The sequence below is a fragment of the Pseudomonas sp. SDO5532_S415 genome, from assembly GCF_054071155.1.
The window spans coordinates 1-24675 of sequence record NZ_JBSVWS010000087.1; the positions used below are offsets into that span (position 1 = coordinate 1).

The following is a 24675-nucleotide window of genomic DNA, read 5'->3' on the forward strand; positions in this document are numbered from 1 at the left end:
GGGCTCGACACACAACCAGTGTGGGAGCGAGCCCGCTCGCGAAGACGCCGGCACATCCTGCATCGCTGGCGCTTGACCCACCGCTTTCGCGAGCAGGCTCGCTCCCACAGGGGACTGTTGTTGAAGTTGATTGTGGGCTCGACACACAACCAGTGTGGGAGCGAGCCCGCTCGCGAAGACGCCGGCACATCCTGCATCGCTGGCGCTTGACCCACCGCTTTCGCGAGCAGGCTCGCTCCCACAGGGGACTGTTGTTGAAGTTGATTGTGGGCTCGACACACAACCAGTGTGGGAGCGAGCCCGCTCGCGAAGACGCCGGCACATCCTGCATCGCTGGCGCTTGACCCACCGCTTTCGCGAGCAGGCTCGCTCCCACAGGGATCATTGGCGATCCTGGGTATTACGGTTTTCCTGGACGGTCACCGTGGCGGTTGTACCGGCACGCAGTTTGTCTTTGCCGGCATAGTCCGCATCGATCTTGATCCGCACCGGCACACGCTGTGCCAGTTTCACCCAGGTGTAACTGGGGTTGATATTGGCCAGTAAACGCCCACCCGGCAGGTTTTCCCGGTCGGCGATGGCGAAGGCGATGCTTTGCACGGTGCCGCCGAAACGTTCGCCACTCATCAATTCGATGTCGACCCGGTCACCCTCTACGATTCGCGGCAGTTTGGTTTCTTCGAAATAGCCACTGACATAAAACGAGTCGCTGTCCACCAGCGCCACCAATGGACCACCCGCTGTCGCGTAGTCGCCCTGACGGGTCAGCAGATTGGTCACATACCCGCTAACCGGCGATTCGACCCGGGTGCGTTCAAGGTCGTGCTCAGCCTCGGCCAACGCGGCAATAGCCAGTTGCACGTTGGCCTGGGCAAATCCCAGGTTGGCCTGGTTGCGCAGCAAATCAGCCTGGGCCACCGACACCTCGGTGCTGGATTTTTCCCATTCTTCGCCAGAAATCGCCGAACGTTCCTTGAGGGTTCGCCGGCGGCGCTCTTCGCTTTGACGCTGACGCAGCAGCGCCTGGCTGGCGACAATGGCCGCTTCGGATTGCCCAAGCGAAGCTTTGGCCACTTCCACCGATCGCTTGGCATGGTCCACCGCCAGGGCGTAGCGCGAAGGATCGATTTCCAGCAGCAACTGGCCCTTCTCCACATGCTGGTTGTCGTGCACGCCGAGGTTGACGATGCGTCCGGCGACGTCGGCAGACAAGGTCACCACGTCGGCACGCACCCGTGCATCCCGGGTCCAGGGGGCACGGGTGTAGTGCTCCCAGGCGAACCATCCGAGCACAAAAGCCAGCACCACCACCGCCAGGGTCGTGAGTTGAGCAAGGATCTTCTTCAAGGCATCAGGCTCCCATCACCAGAATCAACGTCGCGCACACGCAGGCGTACAACGCGCCTTCGAACAAGGCTTCATGCCAGACGAATTGCAGCACGCCCAGGCGCCGCAGGATCCAGTCCAGCAGCAGGAAAATCGGCAGGCCCAGCAGCAGCGCCTGGGCAATCGGCGGCAGGTAGACACCGCCTATTTCAAGATCAATGGGCAAGCGCCGGTACTCCTTGCGATGGGACAGGTTCAAAGTGACCACGATGGCGTTCCAGAAAGGACACCACGATCAACAACGCCACGCGCATGCGAAACACCGACCATAAGTGTTCATGGACGCTAGAGTGCAGTGCATCCAGCTCATCGCCCAAGGCGTGCAGGCTGTCGAGTACGTAATCGACTTCAATGCCGGGGCGACCGGCGATCAGCCGCCCGGTCTCCCGAACGGTATCGAACAACCGGGTTTGGGTTTGCGAACTCAGCAGCACATTGTTCTGCCCCTGCTGTCGGAGCTGATTCAGGGCAATGCCCAGGGCCAGGCAGCCGAGACTGACTTCGAACAGGTCGCGCGATGGTTTGTCCTGGATGGCGGGCAACAACCCCAGCATCATGGTCAGGCGGTCGACCATGCGACTCTCGAAGGCAAACTGGTTTTCATCAGTGGCCGGGATTTTCTGCAAGGCATAGACCTGCTCGCAGTTTTCCTGATGCAATCGACGAATGCGCAGCGCAGGCCTGAAGGGGAAGATCAAGGCATACACACTCAACGCCAGCGCGGCGGCGCACGTGTAGGCACCGGCAAATTCGAACCACTGGATCGCGGTGTTCTGCCCCAGTCCGGTGTTCTGCGGACCCAATAGCAGAAAGGTCGACAGCCCGAGACCGATCCCGGTGCCGGTGGTGGGCGGGCTGGACAAGCCCACCGCGACGGCATACAGCAAAGGCGCCAGCAACAAGGCCAACAGTTCGAAACTGCTGATCATCGGCACCAGCGAAAACTGCAGCACCGCCGACACCACCAGTGCCAGCCCCAGGCCCCGGGCATAACTCTGGGCTGCCAGCAGCGGCCGGGGAAACGTCGCCATCAACGAGCAGAGGATCCCCGCCACGATCATCCCGCCCCGCGCGCCGTCCCAACCGGTTTCGATCCAGATCAGGCCCGCCACCATCAGCGCGCAGTAAGCACGGATGGCGTTCATTGCCGCCAGGGTGTAGTCCAGGTGCAACGGGTTCGCCTTGCCGCGAAACATGCTGCTGGCCTTGCGTCCACTCTGGATCGCATCGCTCAGTTCCAGGATGGTTTCAAGCTGTTGCAGCATCCGCGCCTGTTCCCAGCGCAATGACCATGACAGCGAGCGTAATGTGGCCTTCAGAGGCTCGATCAGTTGCTCCGAGCGGTAAGCCAGGGCATCGAAGCGTTGCTGCAAGGCGGCAAACCGGCGCCGCTGCTCATCAGGCAAGGCGCGTCCTTGCCGGGCCAGTTCATCGAGAAAGGCCAACTCTTCGCTGAGCAATTGCTGTATTTCAGCCGGGATCTCGCCTTCCCAGCGTTCAAGCAACAACTCGCGCTGGTGACGCAAGGCGGTGAGCCGCGCCGTCAGCAACAACAGTTGATTGCCGAGCAATTGCACCAGATCGTCGGCGCTGCGCAACCGCGGGGCGTCGTAATACAAATGCCGACGTACCCCCTCCAGCGCGCTGATCTGCCCGAGCAACTGCATTTGCCGACGGTGGAAGTCGGCCTCGCTTTCCTCGGTACGAATGACGGCGCCGGCATGGGTCGCCAGCAGCTTGATCACCTGATCGATCCTGGCGAAGTAATCCTTGGCCACGGCTTCCGGGCGCGCGGTCAGCAAACTGACGACACACACGCAGGCCACCGCCAGCAGCGTTTCGGTCACCCGAGTCACGGCCAGCAGGAAGGTGCCGTCCGGATCGGGCACCGCCAGCAGCCCTACCACCACCGCCGTGTAGCCGCTGAGCACAAAGGCCTGGGAACTGGTGTAGCGCAACAAGGTGCCACCGGCGGTACACAGCGCCAACCACAGCGACAACGTAATAAGGAAAGGCACCGGTGCCTGGGGGAATATCGCCATGATCACCACCGCCACGATCGCGCCCAGCGTGGTACCGATGACCTGACCGAAACTGCGGGCCAGGGTCATGCCGGCCAGGGGCTGGCTGACAATAACCACGGCCATGATCGACCATTTGGGCTGTTCGAGGTCGAAGATGAAAGCCAGGTACAGCGTCAACAGCCCGGCCGAGATGGTTCTCAAGGCGAACAGCAACACCCCGGGACCTGGGTGCAGAATTGCCTTGAAATACTGAAGCAACGGTTGCATGGGAAGGCTCGTGGACGGCTATCCAGCAAGCGTAGTCACTAGCTGGATGCCTCGACAGGTTTTGGCGTTGACGACATCGGCGGGCAAACTCGGTGAATCACCGGCAAATTCACCCGTCGTCAGATCAGGGGCAGCGGCGTCAACGTTTGACTCACAGCCCCTCCTGACCGAAGCTGCTCACTTTGCAAAAGCTTGCCAGCTCCCGGATTCCTGCATGCCCCAGTCCCGCCGCTACCTGCTCATCAGCCTCTGCGCCCTGCTCATCGTCGGCCTTGCGTGGTTTTCCCTGCGCAGTACAACCCCCGTGGTGCCTGAGGCGATCAAGCGCGGCTACAGCGAAGCACTGGCCCAGGCCCGCGCCGGCCAGCCCGGCGCTGCGCGGGTGCTTTACCAGCAATTGGCCCGCCCGGACCTTTCGCCCAAGCGGCGCGTCTGGCTGCATGCCGAATTGCCCAACTACCCCAGCTCCGTGGCCTTGAAGCTGGCGGATGCGGACTTGCAACACGAAGCGCCTGAGGTTCGCATTGCCGCGATCAAGAGCATCAGCGGCTTGGTGCCCAGCGGCCAGCGCAGCCTGTTGCTCGGGCCATTGCTCGATGACAGCGAGCAAAGCGTGCGGCTGGCTGCCGTCAACGCATTGCTGGGGTTGTCGCCGGATGACCTTGGCTTGTACTTCGGGCCGCTGGAACAGGCCATCGATGCCTGGCAGCAGGTGCTCAAAAACACCCCGGAAAGCGCCGACACCCACTACCAGCTGGCTCGCCTGTATTTGCACAATGCCGAATTGAAAGAGGCACAACAGGAACTCGACCACACCTTGCGCCTTGCCCCCGACAACCTGCCGGCGCTGGTGATGCAGATCGAAGTACTCGATAGGCAGGGCCAAAGTGACGCGGCCCGCCAGCTATTGGCCAAACAGCTTAAAGCACAACCCGATTCGGCTTATCTGCAACACGCCCTGGGCCTGTGGTTGCTGCATCACGGTCAAAGCGAATTCGCCCTGCTCGGCCTGTCCAAGGCCGTCGAGCTTGAACCGGACAACAAGGATTACCGCTATGACCTGGCGACCACACTGCACGGCGAGCAGGAGCTGGAGGCCGCGCAAAAGCAGTTGCAGGAAATCGTCCAGCGCCACCCCAACGATCGCAAAGCCCGGGTATTGTTGATCAATTACTGGAAAGAAAGCGGACAGTTGCAGAACGTACAGATACTGCTGGCGCAACTGGAACAGCAAAATCCGGACGATCCGGCTCTCCAACAGGGGCTTTAAAGACTGTAGGAGCTCGCTCGCGATGGTGGTCAACGATGGCGCGGGATGCCTGACTCTCCGCGAAGCCCTCAGGTTTTTCGCGAGCAAGCTCGCTCCTACAGGTCAGTAAACACATCTCGGTACAAAAGGTTGAACGCTCGTCGCGACCAAAGGTCAAGTGAACAGGTAGCACGTTCAGGCACCTGACGCCTGCTGCCTCGCTTCCCCCTAGTCATGAGAGGGCATTCTTTGTCTACAGCCAACGAAATGATCAGCGTAAAAGCCGCCACCGGGATCGAAGGTCTGGATGACATTCTTGATGGTGGCCTGTCCCGTGGCCACGTGTTCCTGCTGGAAGGCGAACCCGGAACCGGCAAGACCACTGTCGCCCTGCACTTTCTGCTGGCCGGGGCCCAGGCTGGCGAGCGCTCGCTTTACATCACGTTGTCCGAAACCGAACGCGAACTGCGTCAGGGTGCCCGTTCCCATGGTTGGGAACTGGACCAGAACGTGTCCATTTTCGAACTGACGCCGCCGGAAAACCTGCTCAATGCCGAGCATCAGCAGACGCTGCTGTACTCCTCCGACCTCGAGTTGGGCGAAGCCACCAGGCAGATCTTCGAAGTGGTCGAACGGGTCAAACCCACCCGCGTGGTCCTCGACAGCCTGTCCGAGATTCGCTTGCTGGCGCAGAGCTCCCTGCGCTATCGCCGACAGATTCTCGCGATCAAGCACTACTTCGTGCGCTACGACGCCACCGTCCTGCTGCTGGACGACCTGACCACCGAATCCCTCGACAAAACCGTGCACAGCGTGGCCCATGGGGTGATTCGCCTGGAGGAGCTGACCCCCAATTACGGCGCCGAACGCCGACGCATCCGGGTGGTGAAGTACCGGGGCCAGAAGTACCGCGGCGGTTTTCATGACTTCACCATCATGGGTGATGGCGTGCACGTGTTCCCGCGGCTGGTGGCGGCCGAACACCGCGGCGCCTACCTGCGCCAGCAGTTGACCAGCGGCATCCGGGAAATGGACGCCTTGCTCGGCGGCGGCATCGAGACCGGGTCCAGTACCCTGATCCTCGGCCCGGCCGGTACCGGCAAATCCCTGATTTCGATGATCTTCGCCGCCGCTGCCGTGGCCCGGGGCGAAAAAGCCGCGCTGTTCATTTTCGACGAAGAACTGGGCTTGTTGTTCGAGCGCATGAAGCCATTGGGCATCGACCTGCAGGCGCTGCAAGACACCGGCAATCTGCTGATCGAACAAGTGGATGCCGCCGAACTGTCCCCCGGCGAGTTTTCCCATCGGGTGCGTCGTTGCGTCGACGAGCGCGACATCAAGACGGTGGTGATCGACAGCATCAATGGCTATCAGGCCGCGATGCCGGAAGAAAACGCCTTGGTGCTGCACATGCACGAGTTGCTGCTGTACCTCAACCGCAAAGGCGCGGCGACGTTCATGACCGTCGCTCAACACGGTCTGGTCGGCGACATGCAGGCCCCGGTGGACATCACCTACCTGGCCGATACGGTCATCCTGCTGCGTTACTTCGAAGCGCTGGGCAAGGTGCGCCGGGCCATCTCTATCATCAAGAAGCGCACCGGCAGCCATGAGTCGACCATCCGTGAATACCGGATCAGCGTCAAAGGCATGACCATCGGTGAACCGCTGGAAGCTTTCCAGGGTGTACTGCGTGGGGTGCCGACTTACCATGGCGCGAGCATGCCCTTGCTCGGGGATGAACAGCCGTGATGCTCCAGGAAGCGACGTCCGAGCGCGCGATCATTCTCGCGCCGCTGGGTCGCGACAGCCAGATTGCGCTGATGATGCTCAATGAAGCGGGTTTCGACGGGGTCATCAGCCGGGATCTGCGCGAGCTCTGCAACGAACTGGAGCAAGGTGCAGGCTTGCTGCTGGTGTCCTCGGAAGCCTTGCTGGGCCAGGATCTTGAACCGCTGCTCAGGCTGATCGAACAGCAACCTGCCTGGTCCGATCTGCCGATCGTCTTGCTGACTCACCATGGTGGCCCGGAACAGAACCCGGCCTCGCGTTTCGGCCCGCAACTGGGCAACGTCACGTTCCTTGAGCGCCCTTTTCATCCGGTCACCTTGATCAGCCTGGTGACCACCGCCTTGCGCGGCCGCCGACGACAGTACGAAGCCAGGGATCGGCTGGTCGATTTGAGCCAAAGCGAACTGCGATTGCAAAACACCCTGGAAACCCTGGAGCAGCAGGTTGAAGAGCGCACCGCACAGTTGCGTCATAACGAAGAAGTGCTGCGCCAGTCGCAGAAAATGGAGGCGGTCGGGCAACTCACCGGCGGTATCGCCCACGACTTCAATAACATGCTGACCGGCATCATCGGCAGCCTGGAATTACTGCGCCGGCGCCTGGCCCGGGGGCGCCTTGAGGATCTGGACAGCCTGATCGACCTCGGCGTGACCTCCGCCAACCGTGCGGCAGGCCTGACCCATCGCCTGCTGGCGTTTTCTCGTCGGCAGTCGCTGGATTCCAAACCCGTGCAGATGAATAACCTGGTGGTGTCCATGGGCGAGTTGTTGCAACGCAGTGTCGACGAAAGCATTCGCCTGGACATGCAGCTGAGCGAGCAACTGTGGGTGGCCGAGGCTGACCCGAATCAACTGGAAAGCGCCCTGCTCAATCTGGTGATCAACGCCCGGGACGCCATGCCCGATGGCGGCAACCTGGTGGTCAAGACTTCGAACCGGCATCTGGACGCGCAATTCACCCAACCTCACAGCAATCTTGATCCGGGCGATTACGTGGTACTCAGTGTGACCGATACCGGCTGTGGCATGCCGCAAAGCACCATCAACCGCGCCTTCGATCCCTTCTTCACCACCAAACCCATCGGTCAGGGCACGGGGCTGGGGTTATCGATGATCTACGGCTTCAGCAAACAGTCGCGCGGACACGTGGCCATTCAAAGTGAAGTGGGTAAAGGCACCACAGTGAGCCTGTACCTGCCGCGTTTCGGGGGTGAAGTGCCACGGGACCTTCCGGTTGAAAGCTCGCATCCGCTGTTTGCCAGCAACGGTGAAACGGTGTTGATCGTCGAGGACGATCCCGCGGTGCGGGTATTGGTCAGCACGGTGTTAAGCGAACTGGGCTATGCCTTTGTCGAGGCCGGCGATGCGGACAGCGCGATGCCGATCCTTGATTCCGGGCAACGTATCGATCTGATGATCAGCGATGTCGGGCTGCCTGGGATGAATGGCCGGCAACTGGCGGAAATCGGCCGGCAGCACCGGCCTGAACTCAAGGTGTTGTTTATCACCGGTTACGCCGAACACGCGGCCGTGCGCGGTGGTTTCCTCGATTCAGGCATGCAGATGATCACCAAGCCGTTCACCTTCGACCTGTTGACGGCGAAGGTGCGGGAGATGATAAGAATTTGATGCCCTGCCGGAAAATGTGGTCAATTGTGGCAGCGAGCCTGCTCGCGAAGACGGCGGCACATCCTGCATCGTTGGCGATTGACCCACCGCTTTCGCGAGCAAGCTCGCTCCCACAAGGAATTTTGTTGGATTTAGTTTTGTACTCAACACCAAACCAGTGTGGGAGCGAGCCTGCTCGCGAAGACGGCGGCACATCCAGCGTTGATGTGACTGACACACCGCTTTCGCGAGCAAGCTCGCTCCCACAAGGTTCATTGCCAGGCTCACAGTCGTCAGGACAGCATGTCCTGCATGATTTCCTGCAACACATCCAGGTCGAACGGCTTGGCCAGAATGGGTGCTGTACGGGTGATCGGGCTGTCAGTTTCGCGGATTTCCTGCGGGTAGCCGCTGATGAAAATCACCTTGAGTTCCGGCCGCAGCTTCACGGCGGGTTCGGCGATCTGTACGCCGGAGATACCGCCCGGCAGCCGGAAGTCCGTGATCATCATGTCCAGGTGCGGCTTGCTGGCGAGGATTTCAAAGGCCTGTTCGCCGTTTTCCGCCTGCAATACCCGGTAACCCTCCCCCGACAGATAGGCCGACAGTACCATCAGAATCGAGGGGTCATCTTCGACGATCAGTACGACATCTTGTGCATCTTCACTCATGGGAAGCCTTTGTTCGGTCAATAGCTGCTGATACGACCGTGGGGTCGATCAGAGGTTGCGTTTATCGGGCTGTTTTCCTACAGCGGCAGACAAACGCGAAACAGGGCGCCTTCGCCAATCCGGCTTTCGACGGTAATGGTACCGCCATGGGCGGTGACAATCTGTTCGGAAATAAACAATCCCAGGCCCAGTCCGGCGACGGCATGCTTGGCCGACACCCGCTCGAACTGCTGGAAAATCCGTTGCTGGTTTTCTTCACTGATGCCGATCCCGAAATCACGGACCTCTACCCGGGCCTCAGCGTTGTCACTGTACACCTTCACGGTGATCGGGCTCTTGGCTCCGTATCGCAGGGCGTTGGTCAGCAGGTTGGAAATCACCTGCTCAATGCGGAACTCATCCCACTTGCCAATCACCGGTTGCTCGGCTTCAAGCGTCACGGAAGCCTCGGCGGCCTCGATCTGCTGGGAAAAATTCTGTAACAAACTACGAACCAACACCGACAGATCAAAGCAGGTCGGCCGGATCGACAGCTTGCCGGTGCGAATGCGCGACACATCGAGCATGTCTTCGATCAAGCGGATCAGGCTTTTGATCTGCCGTTCGTCGCGGTCGACCATGGCGTGCATTTTATCGAGGGTAAACGCGGCAGCGTTGTCCCGGGCCAGGTGCATCTTGCGCAACTGGGTTTCCAGGATCAGGCCATTGAGCGGTGTGCGCACTTCGTGGGCGACGATGGACATGAAGTCATCGCGCATGCGCACCGCCTGCTCCAATTCCCGTTGCGTGCTTTGCAACTGCGCCAGCAAAGCCTCTTGTTCGCGGCGACTCTGTTCCAGCGCTTCGACCTGCTGTTTCATGGCCTTGCTCTGGCGAAACAACTCGACAAACACATTGACCTTGCTCTTGACCGCATGGATGTCCAGCGGCTTGTGCAGGAAATCCACGGCACCGCTTTCATAACCCTTGAACGCGTAGTTCAGTTCACGGCCGGCGGCGCTGACGAACACGATCGGTATGTTTTTGGTCTTTTCCGTACCACGCATCAATTCGGCCAGTTCGAAGCCGTTCATGCCCGGCATCTGCACATCGAGAATGGCCATGGCGAATTCGTGTTGCAGCAGCAACGACAGGGCCTCGTCGGCCGACTGTGCTTTGAAAACGATACGATCTTCGCGCTTGATCAGCGCTTCAAGTGCCAACAGATTCTCCGGCAGATCGTCAACGATCAGCAGTTTGGCCTGGATATGACTTAGCATGCGATTCGTTCCAGCTCGACAAGCAGACGGCCGATGCCGCGGATAGAGAGAATATGGTCGGGCTGGTGAATATCCAGCGCGGCCTGGGGCATGGTCGCGACCTGGGCCTCGTCCGGGTCCTGCACGATTGTCAGGCCACCATGGCGCTTGACCTGCGTCATGCCGTGGGCGCCATCGCGGTTGGCACCAGTCAGCAACACCGCGGCCAGGGCCGGGCCGTAAGCGTCGGCGGCCGATTCGAACAGATAATCGATGGCGGGCCGCGAATAATGCACACGGTCCTCCAGGCTCAAGGAGAAACTGCGGTCCCGCTCCACCGACAAGTGATAACCGGGCGCTGCGAAATACAGTGTTCCGGCTTCGATCGGTGTCTTGTCACTGGCCTCCATGACCGGCAGGGCAACCCGCCGGGCGAAGACTTCCGCCAATTGACTGCGGCGCTCGTTCGGCAGATGCAGGACCACGATGATGGGCAGCGCGAAACCTTCCCGCAGCGGCCCGAGAATACTCAGCAGCGCCTCAACGCCACCGGCCGAGGCGCCGATCACGATCGCTTCTATAGAAGGCAAACCTGTTGCACCGTTCATGATTTTCGGTAGATCCGTTCTTGTTTGACCAGCGGCTCGAACTGATTGCCGAAGGCCGAAAAATCCGGGGTTTCCTTGCTGCCCAGCACCAGGAAGCCCCGGTGGCACAGGGACTCGTGAAACAGTCCGAATGCACGATCCTGGAGGCTTTTATTAAAATAAATCAATACGTTACGACATGAAATTAATTGAGTTTCTGAAAATACACTGTCCGTTGCCAGGCTGTGATCGGCAAAGGTCACGTTCTCACACAACGACTTGTCGAAAATCGCATAACCATAAGCCGCCGTGTAGTAGTCGGCGAACGAACGCTGGCCACCTGCCTGCTGGTAATTAGCAGTGTAGGCGCGGACATTCTCCATCGAGAAAATCCCTTGCTTGGCTTTTTCCAGCGAGCGCGGATTGATGTCGGTAGCGTAGATGATGGTGCGATCGAGCAGGCCTTCTTCGCGCAGCAGGATGGCCATCGAATAGACCTCTTCGCCGGTGCTGCAACCGGCGATCCAGACCTTGATCGATGGATAGGTCTTGAGCAGTGGCACGACCTCCCGGCGAATCGCCAGGAAGTGCGAAGGGTCGCGGAACATTTCGCTGACCGGAATCGTCAGCAACTGCAGCAACTGCATGAAGGCGGCGGGATCGTGCAGGACCTTTTCCTGCAAGGCCGAAATGGTATTGCACTCGAACTGGCTCAACGCGTGGGTCACCCGGCGCTTGATTGACGCGCCGGAGTAATCGCGAAAATCGTAGCTGTACTTGAGGTAGATCGCCTCGATCAGCAGCCGCAATTCGATCTCGCTATTTCGCTCCACTGAAAAATTGCCCTCCACTAGATACGTTCCATTTTCGGTAACCACACACGAATCAGCGAAAACAGCCGATCCAGGTCGATGGGCTTGGCCAGGTAGTCGTTGGCTCCCGCTTGCAGGCAACGCTCCTGATCGTCCTTCATGGCCTTGGCCGTCACCGCAATGATCGGCAGCTTGCGCCAGCGCGGGTCCTTGCGGATCTCGATAGTGGCTTCGAAACCATCCATCTCCGGCATCATCACGTCCATCAACACCAGGTCGATGTCTTCGACTTCATTCAATCGTGCAATCGCTTCACGTCCGTTTCGGCCGATGATCACCACGGCTCCCTTTTGCTCCAGCGCACTGGTGAGGGCGAAGATGTTGCGTACATCGTCGTCCACCAGCAGCACTTTGCGACCTTCGAAGACCTTGTCGCGACTGCGCGCGGTCTTGAGCATGGTCTGGCGTTCATGGGACAGCCGGGATTCGACTTTGTGCAGAAAGAGTGTCACCTCATCGAGCAAGCGCTCGGGCGAGCGTGCGCCCTTGATGATGATCGAACGTGAGTACTTGCGTAGTTCGGCCTCTTCGTCCCGAGTCAGGTTGCGCCCGGTGTAAACGATGACTGGCGGAAACGAGCAGATGTCCTCGGTGGACATCCGCTTGAGCAGGTCGCCGCCGAGCATGTCCGGCAACTTGAGGTCGATGATCATGCAGTCGAAGATTGTCGTGCGCAGCAGGTCCAGCGCCTCATGGGCGTAACCGACTGCGGTGATCTCGATGTCATCGTCGCCGATCAGCCGTGAAATACTGTCGCGCTGCAAATCATCGTCTTCCACCAGCAGCACGCGCTTGACCTTCTGGGTCAATTTCGCTTCCAGGCGCGCAAACACGTCCTTGAGTTCTTCACGGGTGGTCGGTTTGACCGCATAACCGACGGCGCCCATGTGCATCGCCGCTTCCACCCGGTCTTCGACCGAAATCACATGCACCGGAATGTGCCGGGTTTCGGCGTGTTCCTTCAGGCGTTGCAGCACGGTCAGGCCGGAATGGTCCGGCAGGCGCATATCGAGCAGGATCGCATCGGGAACAAATTCCCGGGCCAGGTCGTAGCCTTCGTCCGCGCCGTGGGCCACCAGGCACTGATAACCCAATTCATGGGCAAGGTCGTAGAGGATGTGCGCAAAGTTTGGCTCGTCTTCCACCACCAGGATGCAGCGGGTAGTGAACGGCGCCTTGCCGCGGTCATCGTTGAAACGCGGGATATCGACTTCGGCGATCAATGGCTTGAGCGGTGCCGGCGCCGGATTCGGAACGTGCGCCAGCGGCCTGGTTTGCATCGGTTCAACGGGCTCGTCCCCCGGTTCAACGTATTGTTGGGGCAAGATCAGGGTAAAGGTGCTGCCCTGCCCCGGCGTACTGAACACACTGATGGAACCGCCCAGCAATGCTGCCAGGTCGCGGGAAATCGACAGGCCCAGACCGGTGCCGCCGTAACGGCGGTTGGTGGTGCCGTCGGCCTGGCGGAAGGCTTCGAAGATACTTACCTGCTGATCCTCGGCGATGCCGATCCCGGAATCGCGAATGATGAACGCAACACCGTCGTGCGGTGCCGAGGCCACGCTCAAGCTGACGTGCCCCTTATCGGTGAATTTCACCGCGTTGGACAACAGGTTCTTGATCACCTGCTCCAGACGCTGGCGATCAGTGAACATCATGGCCGGCGCCCCATCCTGCAACTCGACGTGGAACTGCAGTTGTTTGTCCGCCGCCAGTGGTTCAAACATCCCGCGCAAACCATCCACCAGACGTGCCACGCTGGTGTTCTCCGGGCGGATTTCCAGCTTGCCGGCCTCGACCTTGGAAATATCGAGGATGTCGTTGATCAGGTTGAGCAAGTCGTTGCCTGCGGAGTAGATCGACTCGGCAAACTTGACCTGTTCGGCGCTGAGGTTTTCCTGGGGGTTTTCCGCCAGCAACTTGGCGAGGATCAGCGAACTGTTCAGCGGCGTGCGCAGTTCGTGGGACATGTTGGCGAGAAATTCCGACTTGTATTTGCTCGAGCGCTGCAACTCCTCGGCGCGCTCTTCGAGCTGGGCCTGGGCCTGATTCAGTTCGGTATTCTTCAGGTCCATGGCGTCGCGTTGTTCGGCCAGAACTTCGGCCTGTTCGGCCAATTGTTCGTTGGTCTGCTCCAGCTCGACCTGCTGGGTTTCCAGGTGCGCCTGGGACTCCTTGAGAATCCGCGACTGCTCTTCGAGTTCTTCGTTGGCGGTCTTGAGTTCTTCCTGCTGAACTTGCAACTCTTCATTGAGTTGCTGGGTTTCAGCCAGCACTTCCTGCAAGCGCTGGCGATAGCGCGCGGCTTCGATGGAGGTGCCGATGTTGCCGGCAATCAGCTCGAGCAATTCGATGTCACGCTCGTCCGGCAGGCGCAGGAAACCCAGCTCGATGACCCCGTTGACCCGATCATCATCGCTGGTCGGCACCACCAGCACGCTGCGCGGCAGGCCTTCACCGAGACCGGAACTGACCTTGAAGTAGTTGCTCGGCACATCGTCCAGGCGAATCAGCCGCGCCTGTTGCGCCGCCTGGCCGACAATCCCTTCATCGCCGTAAATCTGTTGATCCCGCTCCTCTTGCTCGCGGGACAGGCCGTACGACGCCACGCGCGTGAGTCCGCCGTGCTCCTCACGCACGTAGATGGCCGCTACTGCGGTGCCCAGGTACTGCGCGCAAAACTGCAGAATGTTGCGTCCCAGCAAATTAAGGGACAGTTGGCCCAGCACTTGTTCGGCCAGTTCGGTCTGACCATTGCGCAGCCAGGCCTGGCGCTCCAGGCGCTCGGCGCTGGCCTGCTGCCTGGCAAGGTTGACGCCGTACTGCTCTGAAAGGCTCATCAGATCGCGGCGACCGATATAAGCCAGCAACCCGCTGATGGCAGCGATGAACAACAGATAAAGGGCAATGCTCCAGATCGTGGTGCGGCGTACTTCCTCGTTACGGGCGGCGCGCAGCTGTTGCTCCATGTCGATCACATCTTCGAACTGCTTGCGGATCTCATCGGTCAGGCGTTTGCCCTTTCCGGCCCGCACCGCGCTGCGATAGTCACCGCTGGTGCGCTGCAAATCGATCATGGATTGCGCGTAGTCGGCCCACTCCACCTGCAAGGCTTGCAGGCGGTGCAGGCGGTCGGTCTGCACCGGATTGTCGGCGGTCAACTCCAGCAAGGTATTGAGCACGACCTCGATTCGCGGCTTGGCCGTTTCATAGGGTTCGAGAAACTTGTCGTCACCACTGAGCAGGAAACCGCGCATGCCGGTTTCCAGATCGACCGTCAGCTTGACCGCTTCATTGGCGTTATTGATCACCCGGTCCGTGTGCTCGACCCACTGGATCGTCGACAGCAGGTACGTGATCAGCGACACGAAAAAAACCGCACTGATGGCGCCGACGCCCAGCGGCAGGCTGATGTTGCGGCTCAGGAGTTTACGAAATCGTTGCTCATCAACCGAAGACACGGAGGTCATAGTCAAGCCTTGTTGAACGGGTGAAAAACAAGGAGTTTGCCCCAAAACCGACGCATCGATCCAACTTTCTCACGGGTTATGGCGCAAAGTCCTACATTCAGCTGCTACCGCACCAGAGGATGCGGTTATCCTTTCCACTATTCTTTTTATAGCGCGTTGGGAACTTGTCGGGATCCGCCACTTACTCATGCAATAGGGTCGGCGATTTCGATTGACCGGCAACCACCCAATTACCTCGAGACTTTCACTATGCCTGCCAACGCCTCCACCATTCTGGTTGTCGAAGACGACTCCATCGTGCGCATGCTGATTGTCGATGTGCTGGAGGAGCTGGAGTTCAAGGTGCTGGAGGCCGACGGCAGTGAGCAGGCTCTGGCATTGCTCAACGACCTGAATCGCCACATCGACCTGATGATGACCGACGTCGGGCTACCGATAATGGACGGGCGGGAACTGGCCAACGAGGCGCGTTCGCTGCGCCCCACGCTGCCGATCCTGTTTGCCAGCGGTTATGCCGAAAACATTGAGGTGCCTGCGGACATGCATGTGATCGGTAAACCGTTCTCCATTGATCAGTTGCGTGACAAGGTCAAAAGTATCCTCGACAAATCCTGATACCCGCCGTGGTTTAATCACTCCCCTTTTTCCCCTGCCCTTTGCCCGTTTCAAGGAATCCCCGTTCATGAGTCAGCCCCGCGCAACCAAAGTCCTGGTCATTGGTTACGTCTGGCCCGAGCCCCGCTCTTCCGCAGCAGGCGGGCATATGATGCAAATCCTCGAGAGCTTCCGGCAGCACAGCTGGGACATCACCTTCAGCAGTCCCGCACGCTCCGGCGAACACCGGGCAGACCTGGCAGCACTGGGCATTGACGAAGTACCGATCGAGCTGAACGACAGCAGTTTCGACACTTTTATCAGCGAGCTGGCCCCGGATGTGGTGTTGTTCGATCGCTTCATGATGGAAGAACAGTTCGGCTGGCGCGTTGAAAAATACTGCCCCGATGCGCTGCGGGTGCTTGAGACCTCGGACCTGCAAAGCCTGCGCGACGCCCGACACCAGCGGCTCAAGCAGCGTTTGAAGGCCAGCGATGATGCCAATGATTTCAGCGAACTGTTCGCACCGGCGTTGCGTGAAGAGTTTGAGTTCATGGCCGACACGGATCTGGCCAAACGGGAGATCGCGGCGATTTATCGTTGCGACTTGAACCTGATGATCTCCGAGGTGGAAATCGAATTGCTGGTCGAGCAATTCAAGTTGCCCCGGGATCTGTTGCACTGGTGTCCATTGATGGTTGATCTGCCGAGTACGGCGCCCGTGCCATTCGAAGCGCGTGCGCACTTTCTGCATATCGGCAACTTCCGCCACGCCCCCAACTGGGATGCGGTGCTCTGGCTGAAAACCGCAATCTGGCCGCTGATCCGTGCGCAACTGCCCGGTGCTCAATTGCACATCTATGGCGCCTACACACCGCCCAAGGCGACTGCCCTGCACAACCCGGCCCAGGGTTTCCATGTGATGAACTGGGCGGAGGATGCGCTGCAGGTCATGTCGGCGGCACGGGTGTGTCTGGCGCCGCTGCGTTTCGGTGCCGGGGTCAAGGGCAAGATTGTCGATGCGATGCTCACTGGCACGCCCAATGTCACGACGCCGGTGGGTGCAGAGGCGATGCATGGCGAGGAACCATGGCCGGGGGCGGTGACCCGCACGGCCCGGGCATTCGCCGACAGTGCCGTGCAACTCCACCAGGACAAGGGCCGATGGCTGGATGCGCAGGCGCAAGGACTGCAGCTGCTGGTCAATCGTTACCAGCAGCGTGTTCATGGTCCTGCCTTGATTGCCCGGATTGAGCATTGCCTGGAACATCTGCCGTCCATCAGACGGAATAACTTCACCGGCAGCATGCTGCGTCATCATCAGCACAAGAGTACGCAATACATGGCGCAATGGATCGAAGCGAAAAACCGTCTGTAGGAGCGAGCTCTGCTCGCGAAAAACGTCTGGACACCGCGATCATTCAGGCAGGGCGCGTTATCGTTGACGACCATCGCGAGCAGAGCTCGCTCCTACAGGGGGTGATCCGTCGATTGGCATGGCTGCCCCGAACGAGGCATGATCAGCGGGCGATAACAACAAAAGCGTCCCGATATGAACCGCACTGCCAAAGTGACCGACCCTTCCTATGAGCTGATGGACGACCACAACGGGTTGTCCATCATCTATCGCCAGCATGGCTTCCCCTGCCCCCTGGTGCGCTGGCATTTCCACAAGGAATACGAACTGCACCTGATCGTCGCCAGCTCCGGCAAGGTATTCATCGGCGACTACATCGGTAATTTCTACCCTGAAACCCTGTTCCTCACCGGCCCCAACCTGCCCCACAACTGGATCAGCCAGGTCGCCGAAGACGAGGTGGTGGCCAAGCGCGACATGTTGGTCAATTTCACCGACGAGTTGTTCGACAGCGGCTATCAGGTGTTCGCCGAGCTCAAGACCCTCGCGCCGTTGCTGGAGCGTGCGCAGTACGGCATCGAATTTCGCTGCAAGCAGACGATTCGCAAAGCCATGGAGCTGATGCAGCGCATTGCCGATACCACAGGAATGACCCGCCTCGGGCACTTTTTCATACTGCTGGAAGTGCTCGCGGCCTGCGACGATTACCAGTTGCTGTCCGGCGCGACCACGCCGCAACTGGCGGACGAGCACAACATCGACCGCACCAACCGGGCGGTGGATTACATCTTCGCTCACTACGCCCGGGACTTGACGCTGGAGGAAGTCGCCGAGCATCTGGGCATGAAGCCGACGTACTTCAGCCGGGTGTTCAAACAGGCCACCGGACGCTGCTTCATCGAGTTCGTCAATCGCCTGCGCATCAGCAAGTCCTGCGAGCTGCTGGCCGATGGCGACAAACCGGTGACCGATGTGTGCTTCGAATCAGGCTTCAACAACATTTCCAATTTCAACCGGCGCTTCCAGCAGCTCAAGGGCATGACCCCGTCGCACTATCGGCGGTTGGTGGTGCAGCGGCTGACCGAGCAGAACCTCACCTGAGCACACCCCTGTGGGAGCGAGCCTGCTCGCGAAAGCGATGTGTCAGGCGACAGGTTTTTTGACTGAAATACCGCATTCGCGAGCAGGCTCGCTCCCACAGGTTATGGCCTGTTTTCACAGCTCAAACCTGTACGTATCCGATACCGCCCCCTCGCTGAAAAGCCCTTCTCTACGTTAACCACCCCCAACCCCAGTGCAAAATAGTATCAATCCAAGTGCGAGGGATGATTTGTCTCGCCCTCAATTGAAGGCTGTAATCAGCGCACATTCTTCCTGCCGTCGGAAGACACAAAAACAATAACTGTCCTTCTGTATCCCGCCGGGTGCAGAAAAGGAGTGCACGATGCAACCTTCTGTAAAAGCTCTGCTAGCCCTCACCTGCATGACCCTCAGCAGCGTCAGCCTCGGCGCCCAGACCCTGACCATCGCCACCGTCAACAACAGCGATATGATCCGCATGCAGAAGCTCTCGAAAACCTTCGAGGCCGAGCATCCGCAGATCAAGCTCAATTGGGTGGTGCTCGAAGAAAACGTCTTGCGTCAGCGCCTGACCACCGACATCGCCACCCAGGGCGGGCAGTTCGACGTGCTGACCATCGGCATGTACGAAGCCGCACTCTGGGGCGCCAAGGGTTGGCTGGAACCGATGAAGGATCTGCCTGCCAGCTATGCCCTCGACGATGTGTTCCCCTCGGTGCGTGAAGGCTTGTCGGTGAAGGGTTCGCTGTATGCCCTGCCGTTCTATGCCGAAAGCTCGATCACCTATTACCGCACCGATCTGTTCAAGGACGCCGGCCTGACCATGCCCGAGCGCCCGACATGGACCCAGATCGGCGAATTCGCCAGCAAGCTCACCCACAAGGATAAAGAACAGTACGGCATCTGCCTGCGCGGCAAGGCCGGCTGGGGCGAGAACATGGCATTGATCACCACCGTCGCCAATGCTTACGGCGCACGCTGGTTCGACGAGCAGTGGAAACCGGAATTCAGCGGCCCCGAGTGGAAAAACGCGCTGAACTTCTACGTCGACACCATGAAACAATCCGGCCCTCCGGGTGCTTCGAGCAACGGTTTCAACGAAAACCTGGCGCTGTTCAACAGCGGCAAATGTGCGATATGGGTCGATGCCAGCGTCGCCGGCTCGTTCGTCACCGACAAGACCCAGAGCAAGGTCAGCGACCACGTCGGCTTCACCTTCGCGCCCGATGAAGCCACCGACAAAGGCTCGGCCTGGTTGTACTCCTGGGCACTGGCGATCCCGACCAGTTCCAAGGCCAAGGACGCGGCGAAAACCTTCAGCGCCTGGGCCACGTCCAAGGAGTACGGCGAACTGGTGGCCAAGACAGACGGCATCGCCAACGTACCGCCCGGTACCCGGGCCTCGACTTACAGCGAGGCCTACATGAATGCCGCGCCGTTCGCCAAAGTCACCCTGGAATCGCTCAAGGCGGCGGACCCGGGCAAGCCGAGCGCCAAACCCGTGCCGTACATCGGCATCCAGTTGGTGACCATCCCCGAATTCCAGGCTGTCGGCACCCAGGTCGGCAAACTGTTCTCGGCGGCATTGATCGGCCAGACCACGGTCGACCAGGCCCTGGCCGCCGCCCAGCAAACCACCGAACGCGAGATGAAGCGCGCGGGTTATCCCAAATAACAACAGTGCGGTGGTTGCGACTGTCCTGATTACCCGGACACCGCGTTGCCTCCATCGCGGGCAAGCCACGCTCCCACAGGTCCAATGACGTCATTGTGGGAGCGAGCCTGCTCGCGAAAGCGGTGGTCCAGTCGCAGAAGATGCATCGGCAGTCCCGGCCTCTTCGCGAGCAGGCTCGCTCCCACAGTGGTTCATTTGTCTGTTTCTTATCGGTGTTTACGCCATGAATACTTCAACTGCCAAAGCTCACATGGAACTCCCCCAACCGCTGCGTAAAAGCCGGTTGACCAACCCCGGCTGGTTTCTGGTCAGCCCTTCGGTGGCGTTGCTGCTGTTGTGGATGATTGTGCCGCTGGGCATGACCGTTTACTTCTCGATGATCCGCTACAACCTGCTCTACCCCGGCGAAAACGAATTCGTCGGGCTGGAGAACTTCACTTACTTCCTCACGGATTCGGGGTTCATGCCCGGTGCCACCAACACCTTGCTACTGGTGGGCAGCGTGCTGTTGATCAGCGTGGTGCTGGGGGTGTTGATCAGCGCGCTGCTGGAGGCCAGTGACTTTCTCGGTCGCGGCATTGTGCGGGTCTTGCTGATCTCGCCGTTCTTCATCATGCCCACCGTCGGCGCGCTGATCTGGAAAAACCTGATATTCCATCCGGTGTCGGGGATTCTCGCCTACGTCTGGAAGCTGTTCGGCGCGCAACCGGTGGACTGGCTGGCGCACTACCCGCTGCTGTCGATCATCATCATTGTCTCGTGGCAATGGCTGCCCTTCGCGATCCTGATCCTGATGACCGCCATGCAGTCCCTCGACCAGGAACAGAAGGAAGCCGCGCGCCTGGACGGTGCCGGACCGATCGCGATTTTCTGGCACCTGACCTTGCCACATCTGGCGCGGCCGATTGCGGTGGTGGTGATGATCGAAACCATCTTCCTGCTCTCGGTATTCGCCGAAATCTTCACCACCACCAACGGCGGCCCCGGCTACGCCTCGACCAACCTCGCCTACCTGATCTACAACCAGGCGCTGGTGCAGTTCGACGTCGGCATGGCATCTGCCGGCGGCTTGATTGCGGTGGTGATTGCCAACATCGCGGCCATCGTCCTGGTGCGGATGATCGGCAAAAACCTGACCGACAAAGCCTGAGGCCCGCGCCATGACCCTACAACAATCCCGCCGCCTGCAAAGCCTGCTGCTCGGCACCCTGGCCTGGGCCATCGCCATCCTGATCTTCTTCCCGATTTTCTGGATGGTACTGACCAGCTTCAAAACCGAAATCGACGCCTTCGCCACGCCACCGCAGTTCATCTTCACGCCAACGCTGGAGAACTACCTGCACATCAACGAGCGCAGCGACTACTTCAGCTTCGCTTGGAACTCGGTGGTGATCTCCTTCAGCGCCACGGCCCTGTGCCTGCTGATTGCGGTGCCGGCGGCCTACTCCATGGCGTTCTACGAAACCCAGCGCACCAAAGGCACACTGCTGTGGATGCTCTCCACCAAGATGCTGCCGCCGGTGGGCGTGTTGATGCCGATCTACCTGCTGGCCAAGAGTTTCGGCCTGCTCGACACACGCATCGCGCTGATCGTGATCTACACCCTGATCAACCTGCCGATCGTGGTCTGGATGATTTACACCTACTTCAAGGACATTCCCAAGGACATCCTCGAAGCCGCCCGCCTGGACGGCGCCACCCTGTGGCAGGAAATGCTCCGGGTACTGCTGCCGATCGCCAAGGGCGGCCTGGCGTCCACCGTGCTGCTGTCGCTGATCCTGTGCTGGAACGAAGCGTTCTGGTCGCTGAACCTGACCTCGTCGAAAGCCGCCCCACTGACCGCGTTGATCGCCTCGTATTCGAGCCCCGAAGGGTTGTTCTGGGCCAAGTTGTCGGCGGTCTCGACCCTGGCCTGTGCACCGATCCTGATCTTCGGCTGGATCAGCCAGAAACAACTGGTGCGTGGTCTGTCGTTTGGCGCCGTGAAATGAAGATCGATCCGATTCCTTGTGGGAGCGAGCCTGCTCACGAAAGCGGTGCGCCAGTCAATGTTGATGTCGACTGACACACCGCATTCGCGAGCAGGCTCGCTCCCACAGAAAAGCACGCCCGGCTCAACTGAATAAAAACAAGCGGAGGCCCATCACCATGGCCAACCTGAAAATCAAGAATCTGCAAAAAGGCTTCGAAGGCTTTTCCATCATCAAGGGCATCGACCTGGAAGTGAACGACAAGGAATTCGTGGTGTTCGTCGGCCCGTCGGGTTGCGGCAAATCCACCCTGTTGCGCCTGATCGCCGGCCTTGAGGAAGTCAGCGGCGGCACCATTGAACTCGACGGGCGTGACATCACCGAGGTCAGCCCGGCCAAACGCGACCTGGCGATGGTGTTCCAGACCTATGCCCTGTACCCGCACATGAGCGTGCGCAAAAACATGTCGTTCGCCCTCGATCTGGCTGGCGTGCCGAAAGCCGAAGTCGAGAAAAAAGTCGGCGAAGCGGCGCGCATCCTCGAGCTGGGGCCGATGCTGGAACGCAAGCCGAAACAGTTGTCCGGTGGCCAGCGCCAGCGCGTTGCGATTGGCCGGGCCATCGTGCGCAACCCGAAAATCTTCCTGTTCGATGAGCCGTTGTCCAACCTCGACGCCGCCCTGCGGGTGCAGATGCGCCTGGAGCTGCTGCGCCTGCACAAAGAACTGCAAGCCACCATGATCTACGTGACCCACGACCAGGTCGAAGCCATGACCATGGCCGACAAGGTCGTGGTGCTCAATGGCGGCAAGATCGAGCAGGTCGGCTCGCCCCTGGACCTGTATCACCAGCCGGCCAACCTGTTTGTCGCAGGCTTTCTCGGCACACCGAAGATGGGTTTCCTCAAGGGCCAGGTCACCCGGGTCGACAGCCAGGGCTGCGAAGTGCAACTGGAGGCCGGCACCCGCATCAGCCTGCCGCTGAGCGGCGCCAACCTGAGCGTCGGCGGCGCCGTCACCCTGGGTATCCGCCCGGAACATCTGGAGTTGGCCAAGCCGGGCGACTGCACCTTGCAAGTCACCGCCGATGTCAGCGAACGCCTGGGCAGCGACACCTTCTGTCACGTGCGGACCGCTTCCGGCGAAGCCCTGACCCTGCGCGTTCGCGGTGACCTGGCCAGCCGCTACGGCGAAACCCTGAGCCTGCACCTGGATGCCGGCCACTGTCATTTATTCGATGCCAACGGCGTGGCGCTGACCCGCCCGTTGCGCGCTGCCGCCTGACTTATCGAGTGCTTGTGATGAAACTGAACAAACAAAACCTCAACCGTCTCGCCCCCGAGGTAGTGCTGCCCGCCTACTCCCTGAGCGACACTCGCCAGGGCATCGCGCATATCGGCGTCGGCGGTTTCCACCGCGCCCATCAGGCGTATTACACCGACGCGTTGATGAACCTGGGCGAAGGCCTGGACTGGGCTATCTGCGGCGTCGGCCTGCGTGCCGAGGATCGTCGCGCCCGGGACGATCTCAAGGAGCAGGACTGCCTGTTCACCCTGTTCGAACTGGGTGATACCGACGACACCGAAGTCCGGGTGATCGGGGCGATCCGTGACATGCTGCTGGCCGAGGACAGTGCCCGGGCGCTGATCGATAAACTCGCCGATCCGCAGATCCGCATCGTTTCGCTGACCATCACCGAAGGCGGCTATTGCATCGATGACAGCTCTGGCGAATTCATGGCCCATCTGCCGCAGATCCAGCACGACCTGGCGCACCCGGATGCACCGAAAACCGTGTTCGGTTTCCTTTGCGCCGCGCTGGCCAAACGCCGGGCGCAAGGCACACCGGCATTTACCTTGATGTCCTGCGATAACCTGCCGCACAACGGCGCGGTAACCCGCAAGGCATTGCTGACCTTTGCCGCGCTGCGGGATGCCGGGTTGCGGGACTGGATCGAGGGCAACGTGAGCTTCCCCAATGCCATGGTCGACCGCATCACGCCAATGACCAGCACCGAACATCGCCTGCAACTGGCGGACAAGCACGGCGTGGACGATGCCTGGCCAGTGGTCTGCGAGCCGTTTGTGCAATGGGTGCTGGAAGACAAATTCGTCAACGGCCGCCCGGCCTGGGAAAAGGTCGGCGTGCAGTTCACCGACGACGTCACGCCTTACGAAGAGATGAAGATCAAGCTGCTCAACGGCAGTCATCTGGCGCTGACGTATCTGGGCTTTTTGAAGGGCTATCGTTTTGTTCACGAGACCATGAACGACCCATTGTTCGTGCGTTACATGCGCGCCTACATGGACCTAGACGTCACACCGCAACTGTCGCCGGTGCCTGGGATCGACCTGACCGAGTACAAGAACACCCTGGTGGCGCGCTTTTCCAATCAGGCCATTGCCGATCAACTGGAGCGCGTGTGTTCGGATGGTTCGTCGAAGTTTCCCAAGTTCACCGTTCCCACGATCAACCGCTTGATCGCCGATGGCCGGGAAACCAAGCGTGCGGCGCTGGTGGTGGCGGCCTGGGCGTTGTATTTGAAGGGCGTGGATGAGCATGGCGACACTTACTCGATTCCTGATCCGCGGGCGGCGTTCTGTCAGGCATTGGTGGCCGATGATGCATTGATCACCCAGCGGTTGCTGGGGGTCGAGGAGATTTTTGGTTCGGCGATACCGCGTTCGGCGGAGTTTGTCGCGGCGTTTGAGTGGTGTTGCAACAGTTTGCGGGAGGTTGGGGTGACGCGGACTCTGGAGCGGGTGCTGGCTTAAGTAAGGCAGTGGATGCACTGCCGTCTTCGCGAGCAGGCTCGCTCCCACAGGGGAATGCATTTCAA

General features: G+C 59.9%; 19 protein-coding genes. 11 read left to right on the plus strand and 8 right to left on the minus strand.

All coding sequences use genetic code 11. From position 1 onward, the window contains the following. Positions 1-381: 381 nt before the first annotated feature. From ACW9HW_RS18605 to ACW9HW_RS18615, 3 genes are read right to left on the minus strand one after another with little or no spacing between them, the layout of a single operon-like run. Positions 382-1347 (minus strand): HlyD family efflux transporter periplasmic adaptor subunit, encoded by a 966-nt coding sequence (locus tag ACW9HW_RS18605; protein WP_457401200.1) that lies wholly within the window; start codon positions 1345-1347, stop codon positions 382-384. Positions 1348-1351: 4 nt separating this feature from the next. Beyond that, positions 1352-1552: a DUF1656 domain-containing protein gene (locus tag ACW9HW_RS18610; protein WP_095194217.1), complete on the minus strand. Its 201-nt coding sequence runs from the start codon at positions 1550-1552 to the stop codon at positions 1352-1354. Next, the gene (locus ACW9HW_RS18615) at positions 1542-3677 is read right to left on the minus strand and encodes an FUSC family protein (protein ID WP_457401202.1); all 2136 of its coding nucleotides are present in this window, start codon (positions 3675-3677) and stop codon (positions 1542-1544) included. The genes ACW9HW_RS18610 and ACW9HW_RS18615 overlap by 11 nt, the downstream gene beginning before the upstream one ends. Positions 3678-3891: 214 nt before the next feature. On the opposite strand from ACW9HW_RS18615, the gene ACW9HW_RS18620 reads away from it, so the two are divergent. From ACW9HW_RS18620 to ACW9HW_RS18630, 3 genes are all read left to right on the plus strand, one after another. Beyond that, positions 3892-4947: a tetratricopeptide repeat protein gene (locus ACW9HW_RS18620; protein WP_457401203.1), complete on the plus strand. Its 1056-nt coding sequence runs from the start codon at positions 3892-3894 to the stop codon at positions 4945-4947. 228 nt (positions 4948-5175) lie between these two features. Next, a complete protein-coding gene (locus ACW9HW_RS18625) occupies positions 5176-6678 on the plus strand; it encodes an ATPase domain-containing protein (RefSeq protein WP_095194214.1) in 1503 nt (500 codons plus the stop codon). After that, entirely contained in the window at positions 6678-8345 is a 1668-nt protein-coding gene (locus tag ACW9HW_RS18630; RefSeq protein WP_371917521.1) for a response regulator, read from the plus strand. The genes ACW9HW_RS18625 and ACW9HW_RS18630 overlap by 1 nt, the downstream gene beginning before the upstream one ends. Before the next feature lie 272 nt (positions 8346-8617). On the opposite strand, the gene ACW9HW_RS18635 is transcribed toward ACW9HW_RS18630, so the two are convergent. From ACW9HW_RS18635 to ACW9HW_RS18655, 5 genes are all read right to left on the minus strand, one after another. After that, positions 8618-8995: a response regulator gene (locus ACW9HW_RS18635; RefSeq protein ID WP_095194212.1), complete on the minus strand. Its 378-nt coding sequence runs from the start codon at positions 8993-8995 to the stop codon at positions 8618-8620. 77 nt (positions 8996-9072) lie between these two features. Further along, positions 9073-10254, minus strand: coding sequence for a hybrid sensor histidine kinase/response regulator (locus tag ACW9HW_RS18640; protein WP_095194211.1), 1182 nt, complete (start codon positions 10252-10254; stop codon positions 9073-9075). Next, positions 10248-10841 carry a chemotaxis protein CheB gene (locus tag ACW9HW_RS18645; RefSeq protein WP_095194210.1) on the minus strand — a complete coding sequence of 198 codons (594 nt, stop codon included), beginning with the start codon at positions 10839-10841 and terminating at the stop codon, positions 10248-10250. Before ACW9HW_RS18645 ends, ACW9HW_RS18640 begins: the two co-directional genes overlap by 7 nt. Continuing rightward, complete coding sequence (locus ACW9HW_RS18650; RefSeq protein WP_095194209.1) at positions 10838-11671, minus strand: CheR family methyltransferase; 834 nt, start codon at positions 11669-11671, stop codon at positions 10838-10840. Before ACW9HW_RS18650 ends, ACW9HW_RS18645 begins: the two co-directional genes overlap by 4 nt. Further along, positions 11671-15162 carry a response regulator gene (locus ACW9HW_RS18655; RefSeq protein ID WP_457401206.1) on the minus strand — a complete coding sequence of 1164 codons (3492 nt, stop codon included), beginning with the start codon at positions 15160-15162 and terminating at the stop codon, positions 11671-11673. The genes ACW9HW_RS18650 and ACW9HW_RS18655 overlap by 1 nt, the downstream gene beginning before the upstream one ends. A gap of 249 nt (positions 15163-15411) precedes the next feature. Here ACW9HW_RS18655 and ACW9HW_RS18660 point away from each other — a divergent pair, with 249 nt between their 5' ends. The 8 genes from ACW9HW_RS18660 to ACW9HW_RS18695 all read left to right on the plus strand — a co-directional run bounded on the left by ACW9HW_RS18660 (position 15412) and on the right by ACW9HW_RS18695 (position 24610). After that, complete coding sequence (locus tag ACW9HW_RS18660; RefSeq protein WP_095194207.1) at positions 15412-15777, plus strand: response regulator; 366 nt, start codon at positions 15412-15414, stop codon at positions 15775-15777. A 67-nt stretch (positions 15778-15844) separates the two neighbouring features. Then, entirely contained in the window at positions 15845-17134 is a 1290-nt protein-coding gene (locus tag ACW9HW_RS18665; RefSeq protein ID WP_457401208.1) for a glycosyltransferase, read from the plus strand. Positions 17135-17308: 174 nt separating this feature from the next. Beyond that, positions 17309-18214 (plus strand): AraC family transcriptional regulator, encoded by a 906-nt coding sequence (locus ACW9HW_RS18670; protein ID WP_095194205.1) that lies wholly within the window; start codon positions 17309-17311, stop codon positions 18212-18214. A gap of 343 nt (positions 18215-18557) precedes the next feature. Next, positions 18558-19868, plus strand: coding sequence for an ABC transporter substrate-binding protein (locus ACW9HW_RS18675; protein WP_095194204.1), 1311 nt, complete (start codon positions 18558-18560; stop codon positions 19866-19868). A gap of 250 nt (positions 19869-20118) precedes the next feature. After that, complete coding sequence (locus ACW9HW_RS18680) at positions 20119-21018, plus strand: carbohydrate ABC transporter permease (RefSeq protein WP_457401213.1); 900 nt, start codon at positions 20119-20121, stop codon at positions 21016-21018. Between the two features lie 10 nt (positions 21019-21028). Then, a complete protein-coding gene (locus tag ACW9HW_RS18685; RefSeq protein WP_095194202.1) occupies positions 21029-21859 on the plus strand; it encodes a carbohydrate ABC transporter permease in 831 nt (276 codons plus the stop codon). 157 nt (positions 21860-22016) lie between these two features. Further along, positions 22017-23120 carry an ABC transporter ATP-binding protein gene (locus ACW9HW_RS18690; protein WP_095194201.1) on the plus strand — a complete coding sequence of 368 codons (1104 nt, stop codon included), beginning with the start codon at positions 22017-22019 and terminating at the stop codon, positions 23118-23120. 17 nt (positions 23121-23137) lie between these two features. After that, positions 23138-24610 carry a mannitol dehydrogenase family protein gene (locus ACW9HW_RS18695; protein WP_457401211.1) on the plus strand — a complete coding sequence of 491 codons (1473 nt, stop codon included), beginning with the start codon at positions 23138-23140 and terminating at the stop codon, positions 24608-24610. The last annotated feature ends 65 nt before the right edge of the window (positions 24611-24675 follow it).